Origin of the sequence: Pseudomonas sp. HPB0071 (assembly GCF_000478505.2) — a bacterium.
In the GTDB taxonomy this organism is placed as follows: Bacteria; Pseudomonadota; Gammaproteobacteria; order Pseudomonadales; family Pseudomonadaceae; genus Chryseomonas; species Chryseomonas luteola.
This window is the reverse complement of sequence record NZ_KI517367.1, coordinates 4,216,070-4,242,856: the sequence shown is the minus strand read 5'-3', so window position 1 is coordinate 4,242,856 and position 26,787 is coordinate 4,216,070. Positions and strand designations below refer to the sequence as shown.

25 protein-coding genes are annotated in these 26,787 nt (G+C 55.0%); 20 read left to right on the top strand and 5 right to left on the bottom strand.

Annotated elements, in window-relative coordinates; all coding sequences use genetic code 11:
• The first annotated feature begins 82 nt into the window (after nt 1-82).
• From edd to HMPREF1487_RS26870, 12 genes are all read left to right on the top strand, one after another.
• Entirely contained in the window at nt 83-1,909 is a 1,827-nt protein-coding gene (edd, locus tag HMPREF1487_RS19565; RefSeq protein WP_010798451.1) for a phosphogluconate dehydratase, read from the top strand.
• A complete protein-coding gene (locus tag HMPREF1487_RS19560; RefSeq protein ID WP_010798450.1) occupies nt 1,906-2,874 on the top strand; it encodes a glucokinase in 969 nt (322 codons plus the stop codon). Before edd ends, HMPREF1487_RS19560 begins: the two co-directional genes overlap by 4 nt.
• A gap of 86 nt (nt 2,875-2,960) precedes the next feature.
• Nucleotides 2,961-3,698, top strand: coding sequence for a response regulator (locus HMPREF1487_RS19555; RefSeq protein ID WP_010798449.1), 738 nt, complete (start codon nt 2,961-2,963; stop codon nt 3,696-3,698).
• Nucleotides 3,673-5,130, top strand: coding sequence for an ATP-binding protein (locus HMPREF1487_RS19550; protein WP_010798448.1), 1,458 nt, complete (start codon nt 3,673-3,675; stop codon nt 5,128-5,130). The genes HMPREF1487_RS19555 and HMPREF1487_RS19550 overlap by 26 nt, the downstream gene beginning before the upstream one ends.
• Before the next feature lie 158 nt (nt 5,131-5,288).
• Complete coding sequence (locus HMPREF1487_RS19545; RefSeq protein ID WP_010798447.1) at nt 5,289-6,548, top strand: ABC transporter substrate-binding protein; 1,260 nt, start codon at nt 5,289-5,291, stop codon at nt 6,546-6,548.
• Nucleotides 6,549-6,634: 86 nt separating this feature from the next.
• Nucleotides 6,635-7,564, top strand: coding sequence for a carbohydrate ABC transporter permease (locus tag HMPREF1487_RS19540; protein WP_010798446.1), 930 nt, complete (start codon nt 6,635-6,637; stop codon nt 7,562-7,564).
• Entirely contained in the window at nt 7,557-8,402 is an 846-nt protein-coding gene (locus HMPREF1487_RS19535) for a carbohydrate ABC transporter permease (protein ID WP_010798445.1), read from the top strand. The genes HMPREF1487_RS19540 and HMPREF1487_RS19535 overlap by 8 nt, the downstream gene beginning before the upstream one ends.
• Before the next feature lie 8 nt (nt 8,403-8,410).
• The gene (locus HMPREF1487_RS19530) at nt 8,411-9,514 is read left to right on the top strand and encodes an ABC transporter ATP-binding protein (RefSeq protein ID WP_010798444.1); all 1,104 of its coding nucleotides are present in this window, start codon (nt 8,411-8,413) and stop codon (nt 9,512-9,514) included.
• A 9-nt stretch (nt 9,515-9,523) separates the two neighbouring features.
• Nucleotides 9,524-10,435: a carbohydrate kinase family protein gene (locus HMPREF1487_RS19525; RefSeq protein WP_010798443.1), complete on the top strand. Its 912-nt coding sequence runs from the start codon at nt 9,524-9,526 to the stop codon at nt 10,433-10,435.
• A gap of 10 nt (nt 10,436-10,445) precedes the next feature.
• Nucleotides 10,446-11,657 (top strand): AGE family epimerase/isomerase, encoded by a 1,212-nt coding sequence (locus tag HMPREF1487_RS19520; RefSeq protein WP_010798442.1) that lies wholly within the window; start codon nt 10,446-10,448, stop codon nt 11,655-11,657.
• Between the two features lie 76 nt (nt 11,658-11,733).
• The gene (locus HMPREF1487_RS19515) at nt 11,734-13,050 is read left to right on the top strand and encodes a carbohydrate porin (protein WP_010798441.1); all 1,317 of its coding nucleotides are present in this window, start codon (nt 11,734-11,736) and stop codon (nt 13,048-13,050) included.
• Between the two features lie 74 nt (nt 13,051-13,124).
• Complete coding sequence (locus HMPREF1487_RS26870) at nt 13,125-13,298, top strand: DUF1289 domain-containing protein (protein WP_010798440.1); 174 nt, start codon at nt 13,125-13,127, stop codon at nt 13,296-13,298.
• A 44-nt stretch (nt 13,299-13,342) separates the two neighbouring features.
• Here HMPREF1487_RS26870 and HMPREF1487_RS19510 read toward each other — a convergent pair whose 3' ends face one another.
• On the bottom strand, nt 13,343-14,218 hold the full coding sequence (locus HMPREF1487_RS19510; protein WP_010798439.1) for a MurR/RpiR family transcriptional regulator: 876 nt from the start codon (nt 14,216-14,218) through the stop codon (nt 13,343-13,345).
• Nucleotides 14,219-14,379: 161 nt separating this feature from the next.
• Here HMPREF1487_RS19510 and zwf point away from each other — a divergent pair, with 161 nt between their 5' ends.
• The 4 genes from zwf to rluB all read left to right on the top strand — a co-directional run bounded on the left by zwf (nt 14,380) and on the right by rluB (nt 18,474).
• Nucleotides 14,380-15,849, top strand: coding sequence for a glucose-6-phosphate dehydrogenase (gene zwf / locus HMPREF1487_RS19505; protein WP_010798438.1), 1,470 nt, complete (start codon nt 14,380-14,382; stop codon nt 15,847-15,849).
• Nucleotides 15,836-16,546: a 6-phosphogluconolactonase gene (pgl, locus tag HMPREF1487_RS19500; protein ID WP_010798437.1), complete on the top strand. Its 711-nt coding sequence runs from the start codon at nt 15,836-15,838 to the stop codon at nt 16,544-16,546. The genes zwf and pgl overlap by 14 nt, the downstream gene beginning before the upstream one ends.
• 11 nt (nt 16,547-16,557) lie before the next feature.
• Nucleotides 16,558-17,196, top strand: a complete 639-nt coding sequence (locus HMPREF1487_RS19495; RefSeq protein WP_010798436.1) for a bifunctional 4-hydroxy-2-oxoglutarate aldolase/2-dehydro-3-deoxy-phosphogluconate aldolase — start codon at nt 16,558-16,560, stop codon at nt 17,194-17,196.
• A 171-nt stretch (nt 17,197-17,367) separates the two neighbouring features.
• Nucleotides 17,368-18,474, top strand: coding sequence for a 23S rRNA pseudouridine(2605) synthase RluB (rluB, locus tag HMPREF1487_RS19490; protein ID WP_010798435.1), 1,107 nt, complete (start codon nt 17,368-17,370; stop codon nt 18,472-18,474).
• 69 nt (nt 18,475-18,543) lie between these two features.
• Here rluB and HMPREF1487_RS19485 read toward each other — a convergent pair whose 3' ends face one another.
• The 3 genes from HMPREF1487_RS19485 to HMPREF1487_RS19475 form a co-directional block, all read right to left on the bottom strand.
• Nucleotides 18,544-19,731, bottom strand: coding sequence for a benzoate/H(+) symporter BenE family transporter (locus tag HMPREF1487_RS19485; protein WP_010798434.1), 1,188 nt, complete (start codon nt 19,729-19,731; stop codon nt 18,544-18,546).
• Between the two features lie 10 nt (nt 19,732-19,741).
• On the bottom strand, nt 19,742-20,344 hold the full coding sequence (locus HMPREF1487_RS19480; protein WP_037030959.1) for a LysE family translocator: 603 nt from the start codon (nt 20,342-20,344) through the stop codon (nt 19,742-19,744).
• Nucleotides 20,345-20,464: 120 nt separating this feature from the next.
• Entirely contained in the window at nt 20,465-20,935 is a 471-nt protein-coding gene (locus tag HMPREF1487_RS19475; RefSeq protein ID WP_010798432.1) for a MarR family winged helix-turn-helix transcriptional regulator, read from the bottom strand.
• A gap of 80 nt (nt 20,936-21,015) precedes the next feature.
• On the opposite strand from HMPREF1487_RS19475, the gene HMPREF1487_RS19470 reads away from it, so the two are divergent.
• Both HMPREF1487_RS19470 and HMPREF1487_RS19465 read left to right on the top strand, forming a co-directional pair.
• On the top strand, nt 21,016-22,173 hold the full coding sequence (locus HMPREF1487_RS19470) for an aminotransferase-like domain-containing protein (protein ID WP_010798431.1): 1,158 nt from the start codon (nt 21,016-21,018) through the stop codon (nt 22,171-22,173).
• Nucleotides 22,174-22,188: 15 nt separating this feature from the next.
• Entirely contained in the window at nt 22,189-22,791 is a 603-nt protein-coding gene (locus tag HMPREF1487_RS19465; RefSeq protein WP_010798430.1) for a glutathione S-transferase family protein, read from the top strand.
• Between the two features lie 53 nt (nt 22,792-22,844).
• Here HMPREF1487_RS19465 and galE read toward each other — a convergent pair whose 3' ends face one another.
• On the bottom strand, nt 22,845-23,954 hold the full coding sequence (galE, locus tag HMPREF1487_RS19460) for a UDP-glucose 4-epimerase GalE (protein ID WP_010798429.1): 1,110 nt from the start codon (nt 23,952-23,954) through the stop codon (nt 22,845-22,847).
• A 432-nt stretch (nt 23,955-24,386) separates the two neighbouring features.
• Here galE and HMPREF1487_RS19455 point away from each other — a divergent pair, with 432 nt between their 5' ends.
• Nucleotides 24,387-25,577 carry a glycosyltransferase family 1 protein gene (locus tag HMPREF1487_RS19455; RefSeq protein WP_010798428.1) on the top strand — a complete coding sequence of 397 codons (1,191 nt, stop codon included), beginning with the start codon at nt 24,387-24,389 and terminating at the stop codon, nt 25,575-25,577.
• Entirely contained in the window at nt 25,565-26,770 is a 1,206-nt protein-coding gene (glf, locus tag HMPREF1487_RS19450) for a UDP-galactopyranose mutase (RefSeq protein ID WP_010798427.1), read from the top strand. The genes HMPREF1487_RS19455 and glf overlap by 13 nt, the downstream gene beginning before the upstream one ends.
• The last annotated feature ends 17 nt before the right edge of the window (nt 26,771-26,787 follow it).

Below are 26,787 nucleotides of genomic sequence, written 5' to 3'. Positions count from 1 at the left end.
TATTTTGAGAGGAATAATAGCCACTCAGATCAAATTTGTTTTAAAAACAACAAATTTTTCGCCTGCCTGGAGAATCGGAACCATGCATCCTCGCGTCCTTGAAGTTACACAGCGTCTCATTGAGCGTAGCCGCCCTACGCGTACGCGCTACCTTGAAATGATCCGGGCAGCTGCGAGCGAAGGCCCTCAGCGTGCCAAGCTGCAATGCGCCAACTTTGCCCACGGCGTAGCCGGGTGCGGTCCTGCGGACAAGCAACGTCTGCGCCTTATGGATGAGGTTAACGTCGCTATCGTTTCGTCTTACAACGACATGTTGTCTGCGCACCAGCCTTACGAACATTTCCCCCAGATCATCAAAGATGCCCTGCGCGAAATAGGCTCCGTTGGTCAGTTCGCCGGTGGAGTGCCAGCCATGTGTGACGGCGTAACCCAGGGCGAAGCGGGTATGGAACTCAGCTTGCTGAGCCGTGAAGTCATCGCAATGTCCACCGCTGTGGCACTGTCCCACAATATGTTCGATGCCGCATTGTGCTTGGGCATCTGCGACAAGATCATTCCTGGCCTGATGATTGGCTCTCTACGTTTTGGTCATCTGCCATTCGTTTTTGTGCCAGGTGGTCCAATGCCTTCGGGCATTTCCAACAAGGAAAAGGCGCGAGTGCGTCAGCTTTTTGCGGAGGGTAAGGCAACCCGCGAGGAGCTGCTTGAGTCCGAAATGAAGTCCTACCATAGTCCCGGCACCTGCACCTTCTACGGTACAGCCAATACCAATCAGGTCGTTATGGAAGTGATGGGACTGCACCTGCCGGGCTCGTCCTTCGTGAATCCGTATACGCCTCTGCGTGACGAGCTGACCCGTGAAGCGGCGCGTCAGGTGACACGTATCACGCAGCAAAGCGGTAATTTCATCCCGCTGGGTGAGATCGTTGACGAAAAAGCCATTATCAACTCGGTCGTGGCCTTGCATGCAACCGGTGGTTCTACCAACCATACCCTGCATATTCCCGCCATCGCACAGGCGGCTGGTATCGAACTAACCTGGCAGGATATGGCGGATCTGTCGGCTGTCGTTCCAACGCTGGCGCAGGTTTACCCCAACGGCAAGGCGGATGTGAACCATTTTCATGCGGCTGGTGGCACCAATTTCCTGATTCGCACCCTTTTGGATGCCGGTTTGCTGCATGAAGATGTGAACACCGTCATGGGTCATGGATTACGTCGTTACTTGCAGGAGCCATTCTTGGAGAATGGCACATTGACATGGCGTGAAGGACCTGTGGCGAGCTTGGATGAAGAAATCCTGCGTCCGGTCGAGCGCCCGTTCCGCCCTGAAGGTGGTTTGCGTGTGATGGATGGCAACCTTGGCCGTGGGGTCATGAAGGTATCTGCCGTAGCGCCTGATCACCAGATCGTAGAAGCGCCTGCTAGAGTATTTGCTGATCAAGCCGAGCTTGCTAATGCCTTCAAGGCGGGTGAGCTGGACCGCGATTTTGTAGCGGTGGTCCGCTTTCAAGGACCCAAGGCCCTTGGTATGCCGGAGTTACATAAGCTGACGCCTTACCTGGGCGTGTTGCAGGATCGAGGCTTTAAGGTCGCTCTGGTGACTGATGGACGTATGTCTGGAGCATCCGGCAAGGTGCCAGCGGCTATCCATGTATGCCCTGAGGCAACCGATGGCGGTCCGTTGTCGAAAGTACGTGACGGTGATCTGGTGCGTGTCAATGGACAAACCGGAGAGTTGATCGTGGTGGTTGATCCTGCCGAGTGGAATGCTCGGGAGCAGGTGGCGCCCCCGCAAGGCATGGGAATTGGAACGGGACGTGAACTCTTTGCGTTCATGCGGCAAGCAATGAGCACCGCCGAAAAGGGTGCGAGTGCATTTACATCCAGCCTGGAGGCGCTGAAATGAATTTGGCTTTGGTAGGGGATATCGGGGGCACGAATGCCCGTTTCGCATTGTGGCGTGACCAGCAGCTTGATGCGATCGAGGTGATGGCGTGTGCCGATTTCGAGCGTCCCGAAGATGCTGTGCGTGAATACCTCAAGCGTACCGGTGTCGCTCTTGACGATATCCACTCCGTATGTCTCGCCTGCGCGGGGCCGGTAGGCGAGGGTGACTTCCGTTTTACCAATAATCACTGGGTTATCAGCCGCGAGCGTTTCTGCGCTGAGCTTGGTCTGACTCACCTGCTTCTGATCAATGACTTCAGTTCAATGGCCTGGGCTGTAGCCAAGCTGGACAAAGCGCATTGCGTTCAGGTCCGTGAGGGAGCGGCGCATGCCAATCGGGCACGTCTGATCATTGGGCCGGGGACTGGCCTGGGTGTGGCCGGTCTGCTGCCGATCGGGGATGACCGCTGGATGGTACTTTCCAGCGAAGGCGGTCACGTTGACTTGCCGATCGGCACGCCACGTGAGTTCGAAATCTGGAAGATCCTGAAGCGCCAGTTTGGTAACCACGTGTCGGCGGAGCGTATTATTTCCGGCAATGGCCTGGTGAATCTCTACAAGGCCAGCTGTGAGCTGGATGGCCGCGAAGAGAAATGCGTGACCGCTGCCGAGATCTGTGAAATGGCGCTGTCCGGTGACGCCTATGCCGACGAGGTGCTGGAGCAGTTCTTCGTATGGCTGGGCCGTGTGGCAGGTAATGCTGCGCTGACCTTAGGTGCGTTGGGTGGCGTTTATATCGCCGGTGGAATTCTGCCGCGATTTGTCGAGCGCTTCCAGAACGGCGCCTTTGCCAAGGCGTTTGCGGACAAGGGTAAGACGAGCAGTGCCTACCTGCAGGATATTCCTGCCTGGCTGGTCACCGCCGAATACCCTGGCCTGTTTGGCGCAGGGGTTGCCTTGCAGCAAAGCCTGAACGGTCAGTAATACCGCGTTTCACCTCTTGGCGTTCCCCCTGGTGTCGTGCATGCTTCGACACCAGGGCAATAATAAAAAAGACAAGGGACAACGCTATGACGCCGATGGGTAAATCCATCCTGCTGGTCGATGACGATCAGGACATTCGTGAGCTTCTTGAGGCTTATCTGAGCCGTGCCGGATTTAGCGTTCGGGCTGTGGCAGACGGCTACGGATTTCGTACTGCGCTTAAAGCCGAGCCGGCTGATCTTCTGATACTGGATGTCATGCTGCCGGGTGAGGACGGCTTCAGTCTTTGCCGTTGGGTCAGGGCGCTGAGTGGTTCCATCTCTCAAGTACCTATCATCATGCTGACCGCCAGCTCCGATGAGGCAGATCGTGTGATTGGCCTTGAATTGGGCGCTGACGATTACATTGGAAAACCATTCAGTCCGCGGGAATTACAGGCGCGGATCAAAGCGCTTCTCCGGCGCGCAGGTTTTGGTGACGCCAAGTCGGGACACACATTGGTGTTTGATGAATGGCGTCTTGATACTGTCACGCACAGGCTGTTCCACCAGGACGGAGAAGAGGTCATTCTGTCCGGCGCTGATTTCACTCTGCTCAAACTGTTTCTAGATCATCCCCAGCAAATACTTGACCGTGACACGATTGCCAACGCGACGCGGGGGCGTGAAGTCATGCCGCTTGACCGCATCGTGGACATGGCCGTCAGCCGCTTGCGTCAACGGCTGCGTGACACCGGGAAATCGCCTCGACTGATTCGCACGGTACGCGGCAGTGGCTACCTTCTGGCGGCGCAGGTGCATGGCCCGACCGCTGATGTTTTTTAAGGCACTCCAGCGGCTGGTACCGCACTCATTGTTGGGAAGAATGCTGTTGCTTACGCTGCTGGCGGTTCTGCTGGCCCAGGGCGTTTCCAGCCTCTTCTGGATATCGCACTTGCGTGCCAGCCGAATGGAAGGTCTGCTGAACGCTTCGCGCAGCCTTGGTTACTCCATTGCGGCCAGCGTGCGTTATTTCAGTCTGCTACCACCGGCGTATCGTCCGGTAGTGCTGGAGCAGTTGCGTAATATGGGCGGTACACGGTTTTTCGTATCGCTTAATGAAAAGCCCTTGATCATGGAGCCGCTGCCCGATTCGCCTGGCAAGCAGGCGGTACTTCATGCTGTGGAGTCAGTCTTGCGGGAGCGTCTCGGCAATGGGATGCCGATGTATGTGGAGTTTGTCAGCCCCAAGCACCTGCGCCTGTTCAATGGCAATCTTTCCCTGGATGAGTTGCCGCGCTCCTGGGCGCACTACGTTCTCAGCTTTGAACCACTAGATCCGCCCATTCTGGTCACCCAGATACGAATAGGTCCGGAGGAGTGGGTCTACATCGGGACACTGATGCCAGCCCCTTATCTCACCCTGGATGAGCCCTTCCTGCCTCTGCAGCAGGCTTGGTTCATCCTGTTCAGCAGCGCTTTTCTACTCTTGTTCATCGGCCTGCTCATCCACTGGCAGAGCCGGCCGCTTAAACGTTTGTCGCAAGAGGCACGTGAGCTTTCGCTGGAGGCACAGGTTCAACCCCTTCCTGAAGTCGGGGCGAGTGAAATTCAGGAAGTCACACGCGCCTTCAACACCATGCGTGATCGTATCAGTCGATACCTGGCCGAGCGGGGCCAGCTTTTCAGTGCGATTTCCCATGATCTGCGGACCCCTATCACCCGGCTGCGGCTCCGCGCCGAGTTACTGGAGGATGAGGCATTGCAGGCGCGCTTCAATCGAGACCTCGACGAACTGGATCTGCTAGTCAAGGGAGCACTGCAATGCGTCAAGGACACCGATATTCATGAAAATATCGAGTCGGTAAACCTCAATCTCCTGCTGAGCAATATCGTCGAGCCTTACCAGGTCGGTGAGCAGCCTCGAGCGACGTTGCAAGGTAAAGCGGTGGCTCTATATTCCGGCAAGCCGCTGGCCTTGAAGCGCTGTATCGGCAATGTACTCGACAACGCGCTGAAGTACGGTAATCGGGCGCATTTGACGGTGGAGGATGATGGCAAGGTATTTATGCTGCATGTCGATGATGAAGGCCCAGGGGTGCCAGAAAAGGATTTAGAGCAGGTTTTCGAACCGCATGTCCGCTTGACAGGTCAACAGCAGGGATACGGATTGGGGCTCGGGATTGCGCGTAATTTAGCCCATGCCCATGGGGGGGAGGTGGTCTTGCGCAATCGTCGGGAAGGGGGCCTGCGGGTCACGCTGACGTTGCCGCGCTAGAGGCGTCCTGAAACGAGTGGCGTCAAATTGTGATCGATATCTACAAAAGCCGCCTAATGTAACGGCATTGTGACATTAATGATTCCCTTCGTTACCCACGCTGGCCAAGGGCTGGCTAGACTCCGATCAGATTTATAAAAACAACAAGGTCACTGATCATGAAAGCACTCAATCGTCTCGCCCTCGCGGTTTCTTTGTCCTGCTTGAGCCAATTACCCCTAACCGCCCAGGCGGGCGAAGTGGAAGTCCTGCATTGGTGGACTTCAGGTGGTGAAGCTCGGGCTGTCGATACCCTCAAGCAAATGATGCAAAAGCAGGGCGATACCTGGAAGGATTTCGCGGTTGCCGGCGGTGCCGGTGAGGCCGCGATGACCGTTCTGAAAACCCGTGCGGTTTCTGGCAATCCTCCTTCTGCAGCACAGCTCAAAGGCCCCGACATTCAGGAGTGGGCTGACATGGGCTTTCTTACCAACCTGAACGACATCGCCAAGGCCGGAAAATGGGACAGCATCATGCCCAAGCGCATCGCTGAAACCATGCAGCATGATGGTGATTACGTCGCCGTTCCCGCCGGTGTTCATCGCATCAACTGGCTCTGGATAAACCCTGAGGCCTTCCAGAAAGCGGGCGCCAAGGTGCCAACGACACTAGATGAGTTCTTCGAGGCTGCAGACAAGCTCAAGGCAGCAGGTATCATTCCGATTGCCCACGGCGGTCAGAACTGGCAGGACACCACCATTTTCGAGTCGCTGGTCATGGCCATGATGGGGCCAGAGGACTATCACAAGGCATTTGTCGAAACTGACGAAGACACTTTGCGCAGCGACAAGATGGTTGAAGTGTTCAAGACCTTCAAGCGTATTCGCAACTACATTGATCCAGATGCAGCGGGCCGTGACTGGAACCTGGCTACCGCCATGGTCATCAATGGCAAGGCCGGTATGCAGATTATGGGCGACTGGGCCAAGGCCGAGTTTACGGCTGCAAACAAGACTGCTGGCAAGGACTACCTGTGCGTAGTCATGCCGGGCACTCAGGGTGACTTCATCTACAACATCGATTCCCTGGCCATGTTCAAGCTCAAGGACGAGGCAAACAGGAAAGCCCAGGACGACTTGGCCCGTACTGTCATCGACAAGCCTTTCCAAGAAGTCTTCAACCTGAACAAAGGCTCGATTCCTGTTCGCAATGATATCGACATGGCGAAGTTCGATGACTGTGCCAAACAGTCCATGAAGGATTTCCAGGCAGCCAACGACTCGGGCAAAGCGGAGCCAAGCCTGGCGCATAGCATGGCCAACACCAGCTATATCCAGGGCGCTGTCTTCGATGTGATCACCAACTTCTTCAACGATCCAAGCGCCGACCCCAAAAAGGCGACCGAACAACTGGTCGCCTCCATCAAAGCGGCGCAGTAATGCAGTAATGCAGTAAGGGCAGGGCGTTGCAAGACGCCCGGTCCTGATGCAAATACCAACCTACGGGTTGGATCAGGAGTTCTTCGATGTCTTTAAGCGAAGTGCAAATCATGCGCACAGGTACCAGCACGTCTGTACGAAAGCCTGACCGCCTCCAGAAATGGCTTCCCAAGCTGGTTCTGGCCCCTACCGCGGTGGCAATGATTGTTTGCCTGTACGGCTACATGCTATGGACGGCCGTGATCTCATTGACCACGTCCCGCTTCATGCCGGTGTATAACTTTGCAGGTCTTGCCCAGTTTGAACGCCTACTGGCCAACGACCGTTGGCTGGTGGCCTGTAAAAACCTGGCCATCTTTGGCGGGATGTTTATCCTGCTTTGCCTGATCATCGGCGTGTTCTTCGCCATCCTGCTGGATCAACGCATCCGACGCGAAGGTTTTATCCGCACCATTTATCTTTATCCCATGGCGCTATCGATGATCGTTACCGGTACTGCCTGGAAGTGGCTGCTCAACCCAGGGTTAGGCCTGGACAAGCTCCTGCGCGACTGGGGATGGGAAGGTTTCCGCTTTGACTGGCTTGTTGATACGGATAGGGTCATCTATTGCTTGCTGATCGCTGCGATCTGGCAGGCCTCCGGCTTTGTCATGGCAATGTTCCTGGCCGGTTTACGCGGCGTGGATAGCGCCATCATTCGTGCCGCACAAATTGACGGAGCCTCGCTGCCCACGATTTATCTGCGCATCGTTCTACCCAGTTTGCGACCTGTTTTTTTCAGTGCCGTGATGATCCTGTCACACATTGCGATCAAGAGCTTTGACTTGGTAATGGCCATGACCGCCGGTGGACCCGGTTACTCATCCGACCTTCCTGCGGTCTTCATGTATCAACACACCTTTACACGCGGGCAAATGGGGTTGGGGGCGGCCAGCTCCGTCCTGATGCTTGGCGCGGTGCTTGCCATCCTGGTGCCTTACCTTTATTCCGAACTGCGGAGCAAGCGTCATGGCTGATCTTTCCCATAGCAAGCGCTGGTCTTTCAACCGCATTGCAATTCACACTACGCTTCTGGTGGCTTGCGCTGTCTATCTCGTGCCACTGGTAGTCATGCTGTTAACCAGCTTTAAGACACCGGATGACGTGCGCACCGGTAACCTGCTGACGTTACCAGTAGACTGGACACTCATTGGCTGGATAAAGGCCTGGAGTACGGTTCACGAGTACTTCTGGAACTCCTTCATGATCACGGTTCCTGCCGTCATCATCTCGACTTTCATCGGTGCGCTTAACGGCTACGCCTTGTCGAAGTGGAGCTTCAAGGGCTCGAACGTATTGTTCAGCATGCTGCTGTTCGGTTGCTTCATCCCGTTCCAGGTCATTCTGTTACCAATGTCATTCACCCTGGGCAAGCTGGGTCTGGCCAATACCACCACCGGACTCGTGCTGGTTCACGTCATCTACGGTCTGGCCTTCACAACGCTTTTCTTCCGGAACTACTACGTCGGTATTCCGGATGCCCTGATCAAGGCGGCACGTCTCGATGGTGCAGGCTTCTTCACCATCTTCTGGAAGATCCTGCTGCCGCTTTCCACCCCTATCGTGATGGTAAGCCTGATCTGGCAGTTCACTCAGGTCTGGAATGACTTTCTGTTTGGCGTAGTGTTCGCCAGCGGCTCTGCGCAGCCGATTACGGTAGCGCTCAACAACCTCGTCAATACCAGTACTGGGGCCAAGGAATACAACGTTGATATGGCCGCTGCGATGATTGCGGCGCTGCCGACACTGCTCGTTTACATCTTCGCCGGCAAGTATTTCGTCCGTGGTCTGACCTCGGGCGTCGTCAAAGGATAAGAACAATCATGGCCGCACTAGAACTTAAAAATGTCCGCAAGACCTACGGCAACGCTGCTCAGGAAGCGCTTAAAGGTATCAATATCAGTATCGAGACCGGGCAGTTCCTGATCCTGGTTGGTCCTTCCGGTTGCGGTAAGTCTACGCTGATGAACGCCATCGCTGGCCTGGAAGATATTTCCAGCGGGGCCATCATGCTGGGTGGTGAGGATGTAACTGCGGTCGAGCCCAAGGACCGCGATATCGCCATGGTATTTCAATCCTATGCGTTGTATCCGACCATGACGGTGCGGGAAAACATCGCCTTTGGATTGAAGATCCGCAAGACACCTGCAAACCAGATCGCGGCGGAAGTGGACCGTGTCGCCAAGCTTTTGCAGATTGAGCACCTGCTTGAGCGCAAACCCTCGCAGCTATCCGGTGGGCAACAACAACGTGTCGCCATGGGGCGCGCACTGGCGCGCCGCCCCAAGCTTTACCTGTTCGATGAGCCGCTCTCAAATCTTGATGCAAAGTTGCGTGTGGAAATGCGCACCGAGATCAAGCTAATGCACCAGCGGCTCAAGACTACAACTGTCTACGTTACTCACGACCAGATCGAAGCCATGACGCTGGGCGACCGTGTCGCAGTTATGAAAGAGGGAGAAGTTCAACAGTTTGGTACTCCCCAGGAAATCTACAACAACCCCGCCAACCTCTTCGTGGCCAGCTTCATTGGTTCTCCGCCAATGAACTTCATTCCTGTCGCGTTGGAGCAGGAAAACGGGCGCCCTGTGGCGCGTTTGCAGGGGCATGGCGAGCGTACCGCTATTGGTCTACCCATGCTTCAAACCGCTCTGGCAGACGGTCGCGAAGCAATTTTAGGGGTTCGACCTGAGCAAATCTGTATTCGCAGTGGTCAGATCGGCGATTTGCCATTGGTCAGCGCCCGAGTGCAGGTCGTAGAGCCAACAGGCCCCGACACTCTGGTTTATGTCGAGGTCAATGGCGTCCAGGTGTGTTGTCGAGTAGCGCCAGTCGACACTCCTGAAATCGGATCAATCGTAACGCTAGAGCTTGATGTAGAGCGTCTCGTATTATTCGAACCTGCTTCAGGTGCTCGTATCGCTTAGGAGAAAGTTATGACATTGCCACGTGTGGTGGTTTTTGGAGAGGCCTTGACCGATCTGGTCCAGCATTCACCCGGACAGTGGCAAGGCCATCCAGGCGGTGCACCGTGGAATGTTGCCCGGACGCTGGCGCGTCTGGGCGTACCCGCTGCGTTTGCGGGATCAATCAGCCAGGATTCTCTAGGCGATGAGATTCATGAGCAGTCTCAGGTGTCCGGACTGGACATGCGTTTTCTGCAGCGGGTCGAAGCTGATCCGCTGGTGGCAGTAGTACCGTCCAGCAATCCACCCCGATATTTCTTTGCTGGGGAGGCGGATCTAGCCTTTGATCCGGATGCGTTGCCGCACGGCTGGCTCGAGGCAGCTGAACTCTGCCACTTCAGCTGCATCAGTCTGGCCCGTGAGCCGTTGGCTTCCAAACTGCTTGAACAGGCAGAAAAGGCCAAGGCAGCAGGTAAACGTATCAGCTACGACCCCAACTGGCGAAACCTGATGGGCGATGACTACTGTCGTCGTATCTTTCCAACCCTTGTGAGGCTGGCAGACGACATCAAGCTTTCTGACGAAGACCTGGAAAATATCTATCCCGGATTAACGCCTGAACAGGGCTTGAGCCGCCTGCGGGAGATGAATCCAAAGGCCAACATCCTCTATACGCAGGGTGCCAAGGGCATCACGCTGCTTTCCAGCCAGGGGGAGTGGACTCAGCCTGGTATTCCGATTCATGTGGCGGACACCGTAGGTGCCGGTGACGCCTGTATGGCGGGGTGGTTGGCGTCAGGGATCATTTCAAGCGCATCACTGGAAGAGCGACTACTTTTCGCAGCTGCCTGTGCCTCGGTGTCTTGCCAAAAATCGGGGGCCTATGCGCCGACGCTTGATGACGTTCGCGCCATGATGGCGACTTCGCCACTTCCTGCCTAAGGGACTTCGCATGAACTTTCCAGACTTCCGTCAACGTGACACTCTGCTGGATCATATCCAGCATACGCTGGCTTTCTACTATCCACGCTGCATCGACGAGCAGGGCGGGTTTTTCCAGTTCTTCCGTGACAATGGCGATATCTATGATCGAGAGACGCGCCATCTTGTCTCCAGTACCCGTTTCGTCTTCAATTTTGCAATGGCCCATCGGCAGTTTGGCAACGCTGAATACTTGGGCGCCACACGGCATGGGCTTCGCTTTCTAAGGGAAAAGCATCTGCAGCCCAATGGCAGCTACGCCTGGCTACTGAAGGGCGACAAAGTAGTAGACGGCACCAATCATGCCTATGGTCTGGCATTCGTTATCCTGGCGTACTCTCACGGCGTCATGGCAGGAGTCGAGGAGGCCAGAGCATGGCTGGCTGAAGCGTGGGTTACCTTCGAGCGTCATTTTTGGCGTGAAGAAGACGGTCTGTACTGTGATGAGATCAGTGCCGACTGGTCCGAGGTTTCCTCCTATCGTGGACAAAATGCCAACATGCATGCCTGCGAGGCGCTTCTGGCTGCCTATGAGGCGACACAAGAGTCCCGCTATCTGGACCGCGCCGAAACGCTTGCACTCAACATGACTCAGCGCCAGGCAGCACTTAGCCAGGAAAGCGCTGAGGTTGCTCAGGATGTATCAGGCGGGTTGATCTGGGAGCATTACCATCAGGATTGGAGCATCGATTGGGATTACAACAGAGATGATCCTGCCAACCTGTTCCGCCCTTGGGGCTTCCAGCCTGGACATCAGGTCGAGTGGGCCAAGCTCTTGCTGATTCTCGAGCGCCATCGTCCCCAAGCATGGTTGGCGCCACGTGCTGCAGAGCTGTTTGATGCCGCGTGGAAAACCTCATGGGATCATGAACATGGTGGCCTATATTACGGTTTCGCTCCGGATGGCAGCGTTTGTGATCCAGACAAGTACTTCTGGGTTCAGGCCGAGGCCTTGGCGGCTGCAGCCTTGCTTGCCGAGCGCACCGGTAACGGTAAATATTGGAAACAATATGAACAGCTCTGGCACTATAGTTGGGAGCATTTCATTGATCACGAGTATGGCGCTTGGTGGCGCATTCTCGACCGTCGAAATACTAAGTATTCCGACGAAAAAAGTCCGGCCGGAAAGGTCGACTACCACACCATGGGAGCCTGTTACGAGGTACTTAATGTTCTGCCGTGAAGTTTAGCCAGTTATTGGCGCGGGACCTGTGGTGTGTTGCGTATAGCCCATTAAAAATTATAAAGGACCGAGAAGAATGTATAAGCATAAAGGCAAACGCGTACGGCACTTGGCTGTGTTGTCGTTAGCTGCACTGGGTGGACTCAGTGCCACTGCCCATGCAGCCGATGCCTTCGACCCTGAAGCAGGTGGTATGACAGGCGATTGGGGTGGCCTGCGTACTGAACTGCTAGATAAGGGTTACGACATCAAGTTGGAGTACGTCGGGGAAGGCGCTACCAACATGCGAGGTGGATATGACAAGGATCACACCGCACGTTGGTCTTCCCAGTACATGTTCGGCCTGGCGGTCGACATGAACAAGACGTTGGGTTGGGAGAATTCCGTATTCAAGGTTGCCATTACTTCACGTGACGGCCGTAACCTGACCAACGACAATATTGGTGATCCACGTTCCGGTACGTATTCTTCCGTACAAGAAGTCTGGGGTCGCGGCCAGACCTGGCGCCTTACCCAGCTGTGGTTGAGCAAGGGGTTCTTTGATGGCCGTCTGGACATCAAGGCTGGTCGTTTCGGCGAGGGTGAAGATTTCAACTCGTTCGACTGTGACTTCCAGAACCTGGCGTTCTGTGGTTCCCAGGTGGGTAACTGGGTAGGTGATCAGTGGTACAACTGGCCGGTCAGCCAGTGGGCCATGCGCGTCAAGTACAACCTGACACCTGAGCTGTTTGCCCAGGTTGGGGTTTACGAGCAGAACCCGTCGCTGCTTGAAACCGGTAATGGCTTCAAGATGAATACCAGCGGTGCCAAAGGTGTGATCCTGCCAGTTGAGCTGGTATGGTTGTCAACGCTGAACAGCCTGCCGGGTGAGTACCGCTTTGGTTACTACTACAGCACCGCTGATGCGGATGATGTGGATGGTGTTTCCAGCCGTCATTCCAGTAAGCATGGCTACTGGGTTGTAGCCAAGCAGCAGCTGACCAAGCACAACGGTGATGCTTCTCGTGGTCTGAGTGTATTCGCCAACTTCACGGTGCATGACAAGGCTACCAACAAGGTAGACAACTACATCCAGGCTGGTGTGGTGTACAAGGGGCCATTCGATGCGCGACCAAAAGACGACATCGGTTTCGGTGTGGCCCGTATCCACACCAACAGCGATGCGCGTGATGCGCAGCGTGCAGCCAACCTTGCTACCGGTATCGACGATTATGACAACCCAGGCTACGTACCGCTGCAGTACAGCGAATACGATGCTGAGCTGTACTACGGCGTACACGTGACCAACTGGCTCACCCTACGTCCGAATATTCAGTACATGCGTAACCCGGGTGGCGTCAAGGAAGTCGATAATGCTGTTGTCGGCGGCCTGAAGGTCCAAGCGGTGTTTTAATTCCGCAGATGGTACTGGGCGCAGCGAGCAGTGTGTTTATACTGTTCGCTGTGTTCAGATGCTGAGGTAGCCCTGTGGGTAAGGTTGAGAGTCCCTGCGTAAGCCAATGCAAGCTCAAGGATGAAGTCTGTCAGGGATGCGGCCGCAGCCGCGATGAAATCAAGGGCTGGAAGTCCATGAAGGACAAAGAGCGCAAGGATGTGGTCGAAAAGGCCAGCAAGCGTCTCAAGAAGCTCAAGAAGAAATAACCTCGCTACAGGCTGAAGCGTACTGCTCCAGCCTTTCTCGTCGATTACAACTCTTCCTGTTCCTGCTCCATTGGATAGCGTGTTGCTACCAGACTTTCCTTTACTTTGCGCAGGTGCGGCTGGAAATCAACGCCGCGGCGCAGCGTAACGCCAGTGGCTAGAATGTCGAGTACTGTCAGCTGAACGATACGTGACGACATTGGCATGTAGATATCAGTATCTTCGGGCACTGGAATATCAAGGCTAAGTGTTGAAACCTTCGCAAGCGGAGAGTTGGCAGCAGTCATCCCGATAACCGATGCCCCGTTATCCCGTGCCAGCTTGGCAACATCCACCAGTTCGCGCGTACGGCCGGTGTAGGAAATAATGACAAAGACTTCGCCCATCTGCGCTACAGACGCAAGCATGCGCTGCATCAGAATGTCTGAATGGGCCGAAACAGCTAAACCGAAGCGAAAGAATTTGTGCTGGGCATCCAGCGCTACGGGTGCGGATGCACCCAGGCCAAAGAAATGAATCTGCCGTGCCTGAATCAGGAGATTGACGGCTCGATTGATCACTTGAGCATCCATGCGCTGACGAGCATTATCGAGCGAGGCGATGGTGCTACTGAAAATTTTTTCTGAGTAGGCTTCAGGCTCATCATCCGCTTCCACCGCCTGGCTTACGTAGACGGCGCCGCTGGCGATGCTCTGGGCCAGCTGAATCTTCATTTCAGGGTAGCCGCTGATTCCCAGTGATCGGCAGAAGCGGTTGACGGTCGGTTCGCTGACGTGTGCTGCCTGTGCCAGGGCGGCAATGGTCAGGCGGGTAGCCTGCCGTGGATTGTTTAGAATAACCTCGGCTACCTTGCGTTCGGCACGGTTCAATTCCGGCAGACGGGTCTGAATCAATTGCAGCAATGTGCTGGCCCGATCCATCAAATGCTCCTGAAAGTTGTCATCCTTTTATCGTACAGCTATAGAGGAATAAGGCTGCACAAAAAGGTTTTATTAAATTTTTGATTTTTATACTACGTAAAAGGGGAAAGCTCACTTAAACTGGGCTTTCATTCACCAACTTTTCGTAAAAGAACGAATATATGCCAGCAGTTCGCGTACTCCCTTGCACTTTGGCCCTGTTCGGCGCGTTGGGCGATCTCGCTCTGCGCAAGTTGTTTCCGGCTCTCTACCAACTCGATCGCGAAGGTCTCCTCCATGATGACACGCGTATCGTCGCGCTTGCTCGAGATCAAGGAGACGGCACCAAGCAGCTCGCTCATATTGAAGAGCGGGTTCGGCATTACGTGCCGAATGCTGACTGGAATCAAGCCGTCTGGGAACGTTTCGCCGCCCGCTTAAGCTACCGTGCCATGGATTTCCGACGCATGGAAGACTATGCCGGACTGGCCGAAGACGTGGGTGACTCCGAAACGGTGATTGCGTATTTCGCAACACCCGCCTCAGTATACAGCTCGATTTGCGAGAATCTTGATGCGGTAGGGCTTAGCAGCCGTACACGTGTCGTCATGGAAAAGCCCATCGGCCATGACCTTGAGTCTTCGCGTGTCGTGAACGACTCCGTGGCTCGGTTCTTCCCGGAAAGTCAGGTCTACCGTATCGACCATTACCTGGGTAAGGAAACCGTACAGAATCTGATTGCTCTGCGGTTTGCAAACAGTCTGTTTGAGACCCAATGGAACCAGAACTATATCTCCCACGTGGAGATTACGGTTGCTGAGAAAGTAGGGATCGAAGGCCGCTGGGGTTATTTCGATCAGGCCGGGCAGCTACGCGACATGGTGCAGAACCACTTGCTGCAGCTGCTTTGCCTGACTGCAATGGACCCGCCGGCTGATCTCTCGGCGGACAGTATCCGTGACGAAAAGGTCAAGGTGCTCAAGGCGCTCGAGCCGATCACCGCCGATCAGCTGGCCAGCCGTGTCGTGCTGGGCCAGTACACGAGTGGTTACAGCGATGGCAAGCCGGTGCCCGGCTATCTGGAGGAAGAAAACTCCAACGAGAGCAGCAGCACGGAAACATTCGTGGCCATTCGCGCCGATATTCGTAACTGGCGTTGGTCTGGAGTGCCTTTCTATTTGCGTACCGGCAAGCGTATGCCGCAAAAACTTTCGCAGATCGTTATTCATTTCAAGGAACCGCCACACTACATCTTCGCGCCTGAGCAGCGGAGTCTGATCAACAACCGACTGATCATCCGTATTCAGCCGGACGAAGGGATTTCCCTGCAGGTCATGACCAAGGATCAAGGCTTGAGTAAAGGGATGCAGCTGCGCAGCGGTCCGTTGCAGCTCAATTTCTCCGAGGCCTTCAAGTCGGCGCGGGTACCAGACGCGTATGAGCGTTTGTTGCTGGAAGTGATGCAGGGCAACCAGTCTCTCTTCGTGCGCAAGGACGAGATCGAGGCGGCCTGGCGCTGGTGCGACCAGCTCATGGAAGGCTGGGAAAAAATGGGCGATACCCCGAAATCATACGCAGCTGGCACATGGGGCCCGCTGACTTCCATTGCTCTCATTGCACGTGACGGGAGATCCTGGTATGGCGATATCTAACCTGCCACAAGGCGTCGAATTCATCGAGCTGAACGGTCGTGAGGCCCATGCTGAGCAGCTGACCCAAGCTGTAGCGGCTGCGCTTCGTGAGGCTATTGCACAGAAAGGGGCGGCCACACTGGTGGTTTCGGGTGGTCGTAGCCCAGTGCCGTTCTTTGAACAGTTATCCGAGCAGGAGCTGGACTGGGCGAAGGTCACGATTACGCTCGCCGATGAGCGCTGGGTGCCTTTAGAACATCCGGATAGCAACGGCGGGCTAATTCGCAAGCACCTGTTGCGTAATGCAGCCCGTGCAGCGACTTTTGTAGACCTCTATGCCGCTGGCGAAAACGCTGAAACGGCTGCTCAGGAGGCTGATAACCGCTTGCAGAATCTGCCCAAGCCTATCGATGTACTGGTGCTGGGAATGGGCGACGATGCACATACTGCTTCGTTGTTTCCCGGAAGCCCTGGGCTTGAAGATGCGCTTGATCCACAGAGCGAGCGCTTGTGCCTGCCCATGTGGGCACCTTCCGTGCCTCGTCAACGCCTGACCATGACACGCGCATTGTTGTCTGGTGCTCACAATCAGTTCCTGGCCATCCAGGGCCAGAGTAAGTTGGCCGCTCTGCAAACCGCTGCAACTGCCGGTGATGAGCTGGCGACTCCTATCAGCGCCTTCCTGCGAGAGCCGCTGAAGATCTATTGGTGCCCTTGAGGATGAGTGACATGCAAAACAAGATCGCTGCCATTGATGCGCTGAGCCAGAAAGCACGCATCCTGCCCGTCATCGTGATCAACGATCCGGCTGACGTCCTGCCTTTTGCTGACGCGATGGCAGCGGGGGGGCTCAAGACACTGGAAGTCACGCTTCGCTCTGCCCATGGTTTGGATGCTGTGCGCCTGCTGCGCAAGGAACGCCCGGAGCTAACGGTGGGTGTCGGTACTGTTCTGGACACCCACATGTTTGATGCTGCGGTAGAAGCAGGTGCTCAGTTCATTGTAACGCCCGGCTGCACGGACGAAATCCTTGAGGCAGGCGTTAAAAGCGATGTGCCGCTACTGCCCGGTATTGCTACGCCTTCAGACATCATGCGTGCCTATCGGCTGGGTTACCGTCGCTTCAAGCTCTTCCCGGCCAACGTTTACGGTGGAATAGACGCGCTTAAAGCCTTTGCCGGTCCTTTTGGCGATCTTCGATTCTGCCCAACGGGCGGCGTCAATCCGAGTAATGTCAAAGCCTATTTCCAGCAAAGCAATGTCATGTGCGTAGGAGGTAGCTGGATGCTGCCTTCCGACGCTATCAAGGCGCGTGACTGGACAAAGATAGAGCAGCTTTGCCGCGAAGCCCTGGCTGCGCTCGATTAAGGCAGTCATCTTGTTCGACGGCCTGTATCATGCAGGCCGTCTGCATCTCAGACCATCCATCTCTTTTCTGTCGAAAGGCCTGCACGTCGAGTCATTTAGTCGCTAGGCTCAAAGGCCAGGTGACGCTATGATGCGCGCCTTTTTGTTGCCGCTTACACCGGGAGGTGCCTTATGAACGACAACACTCCTCATACCCCAGTCGGGGAAAAACTCCAGAAAGTCCTGTCCCGTATGGGTGTAGGTTCCCGCCGTGATGTGGAAGCCTGGATTGCCGAGGGCCGTATTCAAGTAAACGGAAATGTCGCCACTCTGGGTCAGCGTGTTACGCCTCAGGATGCCATTGCTGTGGACGGGCGTGTGCTACGCCGCGAAGAGGCCACCGAAAATGTTCGCCGTGTACTGATTTACAACAAGCCTGAAGGTGAAGTCTGCACCCGTGATGACCCCGAAGGGCGTCCTACGGTGTTTGACCGATTGCCGCGCCTGAGAGGCGGGCGGTGGATCAATATTGGTCGTCTGGATATCAACACGACCGGCCTGCTTTTGTTCACAACCGACGGTGAGCTGGCCAACCGCTTGATGCATCCCTCTTATCAGATGGACCGGGAGTACGCGGTACGTGTGCGTGGTGAAGTCGATGAGGCCATGATCGAGCGTCTCAAGGCAGGTGTCATGCTGGAAGACGGTCCTGCACGTTTTACCGATATCCAACAGGCTCCCAATGGTGACGGTTTCAACCACTGGTTCCATTGCGTGGTCATGGAAGGACGTAACCGAGAGGTTCGTCGCCTGTGGGAATCCCAGGGCGTGCTGGTCAGCCGCTTGAAGCGGGTACGTTTCGGACCGGTTTTCCTGACGGCTGAATTGTCCATGGGCCGCTGGCGCGAGATGATGCAGGGTGAAATCAATATTCTCAGCGCAGAAGTAGGGCTGACGCCTGTTGAATTGCCTCCTGTGACCGCGAAGGTTCGCGAAAAGCTTGAGCGTATGCAGCGCAAGTCCGGCAAGCCTGTTGAGGCTGGCCGCGGCGGCCGTGGTGACAAGCGCTCTGGCAAGCCGCAGGGCGAAGGCCGCCGTGGTGGCACGCCATTAGCCGAGCGTCCATCCGAAAGTGGGCGCAAGCGTCCGGTACGGACTCGTGAAGAGCATGCCTCTGGTGATGACGGACGTCGCGAGCGTCCTGCCCGGGAACGGGCCGCACCGGCACAGCGCCGTAATGGTCCAGCCCGTGAAGGTCAGCGTCCAGGCTTTGGTAGTAATAATCGCGGTAAACGCTAAGCGGTTACCTGTGCTCGAACGGCTCGCCTAGGCGAGCCGTTTTTGTATGGGCTCTACCTATATCGTTGATCAAGTAGCCTTTTTCCAATTCAGGACTAGCTGGGTGATCAGGCCTGCGACCACTCCCCAGAAAGCCGACCCAACGCCTAATAATGTCATGCCTGAAGCGGTTACAAGAAAAGTGACAAGAGCGGCTTCGCGTTGTTTAGGGTCGCTCATGGCACTGTTAAGCCCATTCATGATGGACCCAAGCAGTGCAAGTGCGGCGATGGATAGCACTAATTCTTTAGGAAGCGCTGCAAACAGGGCTGCCAGTGTTGCACCAAACGTTCCGGCTATACCGTAAAAGAAGCCGCACCAGAGTGCTGCGGTGTAGCGCTTTTGTGAGTCTTCGTGGGCCTCAGGCCCTGTACAGATGGCTGCGCTGATGGCCGCCAGGTTAATTCCGTGGGAGCCGAATGGGGCCAACAGTAACGAGGCTATTCCGGTAACGGATATCAGGGGGGAGGCAGGTGTCTGGTAGCCGTCGGTCCGCAAAACCGCAATGCCTGGCATGTTTTGAGAAGCCATGGCAACAACAAATAGCGGAATACCAATGCTGATGATGGCGGACATGGAGAAGGACGGTGTGGTCCAGACAGGCACCGCCAATTGCAAATGAAAGTGCTCGAAATGCAACAGCCCTATGACGGCGGCGATGATCATTCCAATCATCAGGGCAGCCAATACGGCATAACGGGGTGCCTGCCGTTTGGTCAGCAAATACGTCAGGAACATGCCTATTACAAGCAGAGGTTGCTGCTCAGTAGCCGAGCAGATCTCAATGCCGATCCGAAACAGGATGCCTGCCAGCAGCGCGGCGGCCAATGCAGCAGGAACCTTGCGCATCAGACGCTCGAAGCTGCCAGTCATACCGCAGAAGGCCGTGAGGAGGGCGCATAACATGAAAGCGCCAATAGCCTCGCTGTAAGGGACCTGAGGCAAGCTGGTCATCAGCAGGGCAGCACCGGGGGTAGACCATGCGATGACGATGGGAGTCCTGAAGCGCAGCGAGAGCGCGATCGTGGTTATCGCCATCCCGATGGACAGCGCCCAGATCCAAGAGGAAATCTGAGCGTTGTTCAGCCCTGCATTCTGGCCTGCCTGGAACATAAGCACCAGGGAGCTGGTGTAGCCAACCAGCATCGCTACGAAACCGGCAACGATTGAAGAAGGCGATGTGTCGGCAAAAGGGCGCAAGGCGGTGGATACGGTCATGGTACGGTCTTCAATGGGTAGACAGCAGAATCGGGTACAGAGAAATAACTAGCAGGGCAGCCATCGTCCAGTTGAACGCACGCAGACGCATCGGGCTATTCAAAAGTGTACGTAATGCCATACCAAACAGCGTCCAAAGGCTAACGCTAGGCAAGTTGATAAGCGCAAACAGCAGCGCTATCAGCAGCAGGTTACTGTTGAAATCTTGAACGGGCAAATACGTAGTGACGGCGCCTATGGCCATTACCCAGGCTTTTGGATTGACCCATTGAAAGGCAGCTGCCTGAAAAAAACCGAATGGTTTGCCGGAAGCCTGCTTGGGCGTAGGCGGTGCGGCGTTGGCAATTTTCCATGCCAGGTACAACAGGTATGCAGTAGCCACGACCTTCAAGGCCATGTGCAGTGAGGGGTACAGGCTGAACAATTGTCCAAGACCCAATCCCATTGTGATTACCATCACCATATGCCCAAGGCTAATGCCGAACATATGCGGAAGTGTCCGGCGGAAACCATAGTTAACGCCTGACGCGAGCAGCATCATGTTATTGGGACCCGGGGTAGCTGAGGATACGAAGGCAAAAAGTATAAAAGCGGTAAGTAATTCGGCTGTCATGGCTGGGCTTCCCTTTTTTTCCAGCATAAACAGCCTGTTGGCTGGCGTACCGATACACTCACCTATAGAAGGAGCCGTACAGTCGATCAGGCTTTGTCTGAATGAAGCCGCTAGCTGTGCTCAAGTCGACCCGTCTTTCCGGCTCGATTCGCGTTGGCGCTCCTGGCCTGCCAGCGTCTGGTTGATTTTCATCCATCCCTCTACCGCGGCTTCTCCGGCTTCGTCAAAGGCACGCTGTAGCAGCTTGACTTGTTCCCGCCGCAGGAGCTGCTCAAGCTTTGCACCGTGCGATGTCAGTCGCAGCTTGCGCTTGCGCTTGTCTTCCGCGTCTGACTCCACCACAAGCATATCTTTTTCAATTAGCTGGCGAACGGGCGGATTAGCGGCCTGCTTGGTAACCCCCAAAGCCTCCAGCAACTCTTTGTGGCTGATTCCTGGCGAGCCAGCCACGAAAAAGAGAATACGCTGGTGTACGCGGCTAAACCCGCGGCGCGAAAGCATTTCGTCGGCCTTGGCGGTAAATGCCTGGTAGCCGAAGAAGAATGACTGCATCGCCTGGCGTTGGGCTACGGTATTTTTTAGGTCAAGCATATTGACGCTTCTATCCGGTTCAGCGTAGTTTCGGTCAAGCAGTTTGACTTATTCTCCGGCCGCTGACTACTGGTGCTTCCATGGCTTTCTCCGAACGCGTTACCCGTCTAAAAAGCAGTCTTATCCGCGAAATTCTGGCAGCGGCACAGCGTCCGGAAGTGATGTCCTTTGCAGGTGGTCTGCCTGCGCAGGAGATGTTGCCGCGCGTGGAATGGGATGCTCTGCCGGTGAATCTGGGGCAGTATGGAACGAGCGAAGGAGAGCCGGAGCTGCGCGAAGCGATCGCTGCCCAGGCCAGAGCCTTGGGCGTTGAGTGTGATGCCAGTCAAGTACTGGTTACGGCTGGTTCGCAACAGGCATTGGATCTGGCTGCAAAACTCTACATCGACCAAGATACTCAGGTGCTGTTAGAAGGCCCCAGCTATCTGGCTGCGCTGCAAAGCTTTCAATTTTTCGGTGCTGATTGCCTGACAGTACCACTGACGGCGGAAGGCATGGATATTGAAGCGCTGCGCCAGTGCCTCGAGACCAACAAGCCAGCCTTTGCCTATCTGATTCCTACTTTCCAGAACCCGTCCGGTGTACGTTACACCGAAGCCTGCCGTGATCAGGTGGCGGCCTTGATGGATGAGTTCAGCGTCACGCTGATTGAAGATGAGCCATATCGCGAGCTGATCTTTGATGATGCACCGGCTACGCCTATCGTAAGCCGCTTGAAGAGAACCAGCTGGATCTATACCGGTACGGTCTCCAAGACGTTACTGCCCGGTTTGCGCGTGGGGTATCTGATTGCCTCTCCTGATCTGTATCCTTATTTGCTGCGCCTCAAGCAGGCCGCTGATCTGCATACGAACCGTATCGGGCAGTGGCAGGCCTTACAGTGGGTCGGAACGCCACGCTATCAAGCCCATATTCAGGAGCTGCGCAATTTCTATCGTGCTCGTCGCGATGCCTTCCAGGCTGCGTTAGTTCGCCACTTTGGTGAGCTTGCAGACTGGGATCAGCCTCAGGGGGGACTATTTTTCTGGCTAACACTGCGCCAGCCAATCGACACACGCTTGCTGTTGGAGCCCGCTTTGGCTCAGGATGTGGCCTTCATGCCTGGGGAGCCTTTCTTCAGTGACCCGGAGGGCAACCTTGGTCGCTTGCGCCTGAATTTCAGCCATGTGGCACCTGAGCGTGTTGATGAAGGGCTGAGCCGTTTGGCCAGTGTCATAAAGGCCGCCCAGGCCTTGTAATGAAAGGAGATCATTATGTACCGGATTTATGGAGACCAGCGTTCCGGCAACTGCTACAAGGTCAAGCTGATGATGGCCTTGCGCGGATTTGCCTATGAATGGGTTGATGTAGATATCTTAAAGGGCGAGACACGCTCTCCAGCGTTTCTTGAAAAAAACCCCAATGGCAAGATTCCTGTGCTTGAGCTGGATGATGGCTCCTACCTATGGGAGTCCAATGCCATTCTAAACTACCTGGCAGAAGGCAGCACATTCCTGCCCCAGGAGCCGCGTTTGCGGACTCATGTACTGCAATGGCAATTCTTCGAGCAGTACAGTCATGAGCCCTACGTAGCAGTGGCGCGGTTTATTCAGTTTTACCTTGACATGCCTGAAGAGCGGCGTGCCGAACATGCAAGTTGCCTTAAGGAAGGCTATAAGGCATTGGATGTTATGGAGCAGCAACTCTCCCGGACACCGTATCTGGTAGGCGATACGTACTCCATTGCCGATATTGCGCTTTACGCCTATACGCACGTAGCGGCAGAGGGTGGATTCGACTTGTCTCGGTACCCTGCCATCAATGCCTGGCTGCAGCGTGTTGCAAGCCATCCGCAGCATGTGGGCATGTATGACTGATTGACGGGAATAAAAAGGTCGCTGTTTTACAGCGGCCTTTTTATATCTGAGAATCAAGCCGAGGCGTTGGCAGACGTGTTTATTCGGCTTCCGGTAGTGCCTGTAATAGGCTTTGCTGGAATCTGTTTGATGGACTTCTTCACTGTCTCTGCAACACGATAACCATTTGGATTCTGCGATTGCCAGCGCCAAGCATCGGCAATCATCTGCGTCAGGCTGCGTTCTGCTCTCCAACCCAGTTCCTGTTCGGCTTTGTGAGGATCGGCCCAGCACTCCGCAACATCCCCCTCGCGGCGAGGCGCCAAGCGATAGGGCAGCTGCATCTGTGCAACCTCTTCAAACACCCTTACTAACTCCAGTACCGAATAGCCGCGCCCGGTTCCGAGGTTCCAGACGTGCGCTCCCTTGACGCTTTGTAGCTTGCGCAGGGCGGAAAGATGTCCTTTGGCCAGATCGACTACATGAATGTAATCACGTATCCCGGTACCGTCTGGAGTAGGGTAATCCGAGCCATAAATGCTCAAGCGCTCCAAACGGCCAATGGCTACCTGCGTGATGTATGGCAGAAGGTTATTGGGAATGCCACTTGGGTCTTCACCAATCATGCCGGATTCGTGTGCACCTATGGGATTGAAATAGCGCAACAGGGCAATGGACCAGCGAGGATCTGCAGCAGCCAGATCGCGCAGCAGGTTTTCAACCATGAGCTTGGATTGCCCGTACGGATTGGTTGGTATACCGGTAGGTGCCTGCTCGCTGATAGGAACCGTGTCAGGCATGCCGTAAACGGTTGCTGATGAACTGAACACCAGCTTGAAAACACCCGCGTCAGCCATTGCCTGGCAAAGCGTCAGGCTGCCACCCACATTATTGTCGTAATAGCTCAACGGGTGTCTTACGCTTTCGCCTACTGCTTTGAGCCCGGCAAAGTGCAGGACAGCCTCGATTGGATATTGTGCAAACAGAGCATCCAACTGCGCGCGTCGGCGTATATCACCTTTGACGAAATGCACGCTGCGGCCAGCTAGCTGCTCGACCCGTTGTAATGCTACACGTGAACTGTTGCACAGGTTATCCAACACGAGAACGTCTTGCCCTGACAGTAACAGCTCCAAAACAGCATGCGACCCTATATAACCCGCGCCCCCAGTCACAAGAATCATCGTCACGCTCCATTGATCTAGTCGTAATACAAAGCACGCCGACACAGCGAAGCGCTGAACGAGGTTCAGCGGCCTATTCGAAGCGGCAAACAAGACAGGCCATGCACAAAGAATATGCATGTATAAAGCCAGACCCGGTGATATGACGACTAGTTCCTATAGGAATGAGGTAAGTGTAAAAAAACATGTATCGACGAAAGGGTTGGAACTGGGTTTGCTCAGAACCAGTCTCACCGCCCAGTGACTCTATTGATATTCGATGATGTTCGAATGCAAGGTGTTCTGATTTTTGCCGGTTTTGGCGTAATGAGTAGCCGGCGGGTTTAGCTCTTAAATGGAAAGAATTGGATCTTTCCAACGGGAAAAGGCATAGAACTCGATTCGTGTTGTACGAGTTCCTGACTTGGTCATACACGAGTTAAGGAGTAATCGATGAGCTGGGCTGGACCCTTTCAATATGAGATTGGCAAGTCAAAGCCGTCATCCAGAACGGAAATGGGCTTTGATGCATCAGGCAGGGAAAACCTTCCTACCCTGATCTGTCTTTCCCATCTGCGCTGGAATTTCGTCTACCAACGGCCTCAGCACTTGATGTCCCGCTTTGCGCGCGACTACAACGTACTGTTCTTTGAAGAGCCGATGCCATCGGATGAACCCAATCCCTGGCTTGAAGAAATCGAGGCTGATCTAGGCGTTACGCGTCTGGTACCCAGACTGCCTTCGGACGTACAGGGCGAGGCGGCTGAGGCAGTATTGAAGCGTCTGCTGGACAGATACGTCGAAGAGTCCGGAATTGAGGAGGCGGTTCTCTGGTATTACACTCCCATGAGTTGGCCCTTCAGCCATCACCTCAAATCTACGCTTACCGTGTATGACTGCATGGATGAGCTTTCTGCTTTCCGAGGCGCGCCGCCGGAAATGCTGGAACGTGAACGACTTCTGTTGGAAAAGGCCGATGTGGTGTTTACGGGCGGTTATAGCCTGTATGAGGCCAAGCGCGAGCGCCACCCTAACGCCCATCCTTTCCCGAGCAGTGTAGATATCGCTCATTTCGCTCAAGTCCGCGCCGAGCAGCTTGATCCTGATGACCAGAACAGTATTCCGCATCCGCGTCTTGGGTTTTATGGCGTGATTGACGAGCGTCTGGATATCGACTTGCTGGCCGAGGTCGCGCGTCAACGGCCTGATTGGCACATTGTGCTGATTGGTCCGGTCGTCAAGATAGATCCCAATAGTTTGCCTAAGCTCGACAACATTCATCTCTTGGGCGGCAAGGTATATGACGAGCTGCCCCATTATCTTGCGGGCTGGGACGTCGCGATCATGCCTTTTGCCTTAAACGAGTCGACACGTTTCATCAGTCCTACCAAGACGCCCGAATACTTGGCAGGCGGTAAGCCTGTCGTATCGACACCCATTACCGATGTGGTACGCACCTATGGTGAGTCGGGTATCGTCCGTATTGCAGATAGCGCTGAAGCATTCATTCGTGCCGTAGAGGCTTCGCTGGTAGATGCCCAGGACCGGGAAGGGCTTTTGAAACAGGCCGACTCTATCCTGGGTGAAATGTCATGGGATGCCACTTGGCAGGGCATGACGGAGCAAATGAAATGCGCACGATAAACGAGGGGGAAGCCATGTCTGCAGGTGCAGCGAGTTCAAAAGAATCCCAGAGACGTGGGTTCGACTATCTGATCGTAGGCGCCGGATTTGCCGGGAGCGTACTGGCTGAGCGTCTGGCCGTAGGGCTCAACAAGCGTGTCCTGATCGTAGACCGCCGGCCCCATATTGCGGGCAACGCCTATGATCACTATGACGAGGCAGGGGTTCTGATTCATCGCTACGGCCCACATATTTTTCATACCAACTCGCAGCGGATCGTGGACTATCTTTCCCGTTTTACCGAGTGGCGTACCTACGAGCACAAGGTGCTCGCTTATGTGGACGATCAACTGGTACCGATCCCGATCAACCGTACCACGGTGAATGCGCTGTATGGTCTTGACCTGAAAACAGACGAGGAGGCCGAGAGCTTCCTGAAAGGTCGGGCTGAACCGGTAGAGCCTATCCGGACATCTGAGGATGTTGTCATCAATCAGGTAGGCCGTGAGCTTTACGAGAAATTCTTCCGTGGCTACACCCGCAAGCAATGGGGGCTTGATCCTTCACAGCTGGATAAATCAGTCACTTCGCGCGTTCCTACCCGTACCAATACGGATGATCGCTATTTCGGCGATACCTTCCAGATCATGCCATTGCATGGCTTCACCCGTATGTTTGAGAAGATGCTGAATCATCCCAACATCAAGGTCATGCTTAACACCGATTACCGCGAGATCCGTAACGAAGTCCAGTTCGATCATCTGATCTATACCGGTCCTGTCGATGAATATTTTGATTATTGCTACGGCAAGCTGCCGTACCGCTCGCTAAAGTTTCATCACGAAACGGTCAATTCGGCGCAGTTCCAACCTGTGGCAGTCGTCAATTATCCCTCTGAAGATGTTCCATACACCCGTATCAGTGAATACAAGCACCTGACCGGCCAAGAGCATTTGAAAACCAGCGTGACCTATGAATATCCGTCGGCGGAGGGCGACCCCTATTATCCAATCCCTCGCCCGGAAAATGCCGAGCTCTACAAGCGATATCAGGAGTTGGCTAACTCGACTCCTAACGTGACATTCCTGGGCCGCTTGGGTACGTACAAGTACTACAACATGGACCAGGTCGTTGGACAGGCATTGACAGCCTACAAGCGTATCGCGGAATCGGAAGGTGTGGTTGAGGACACTGCTGAAGTCTCGGCAGTATAAAGACCGGAGCACATTAC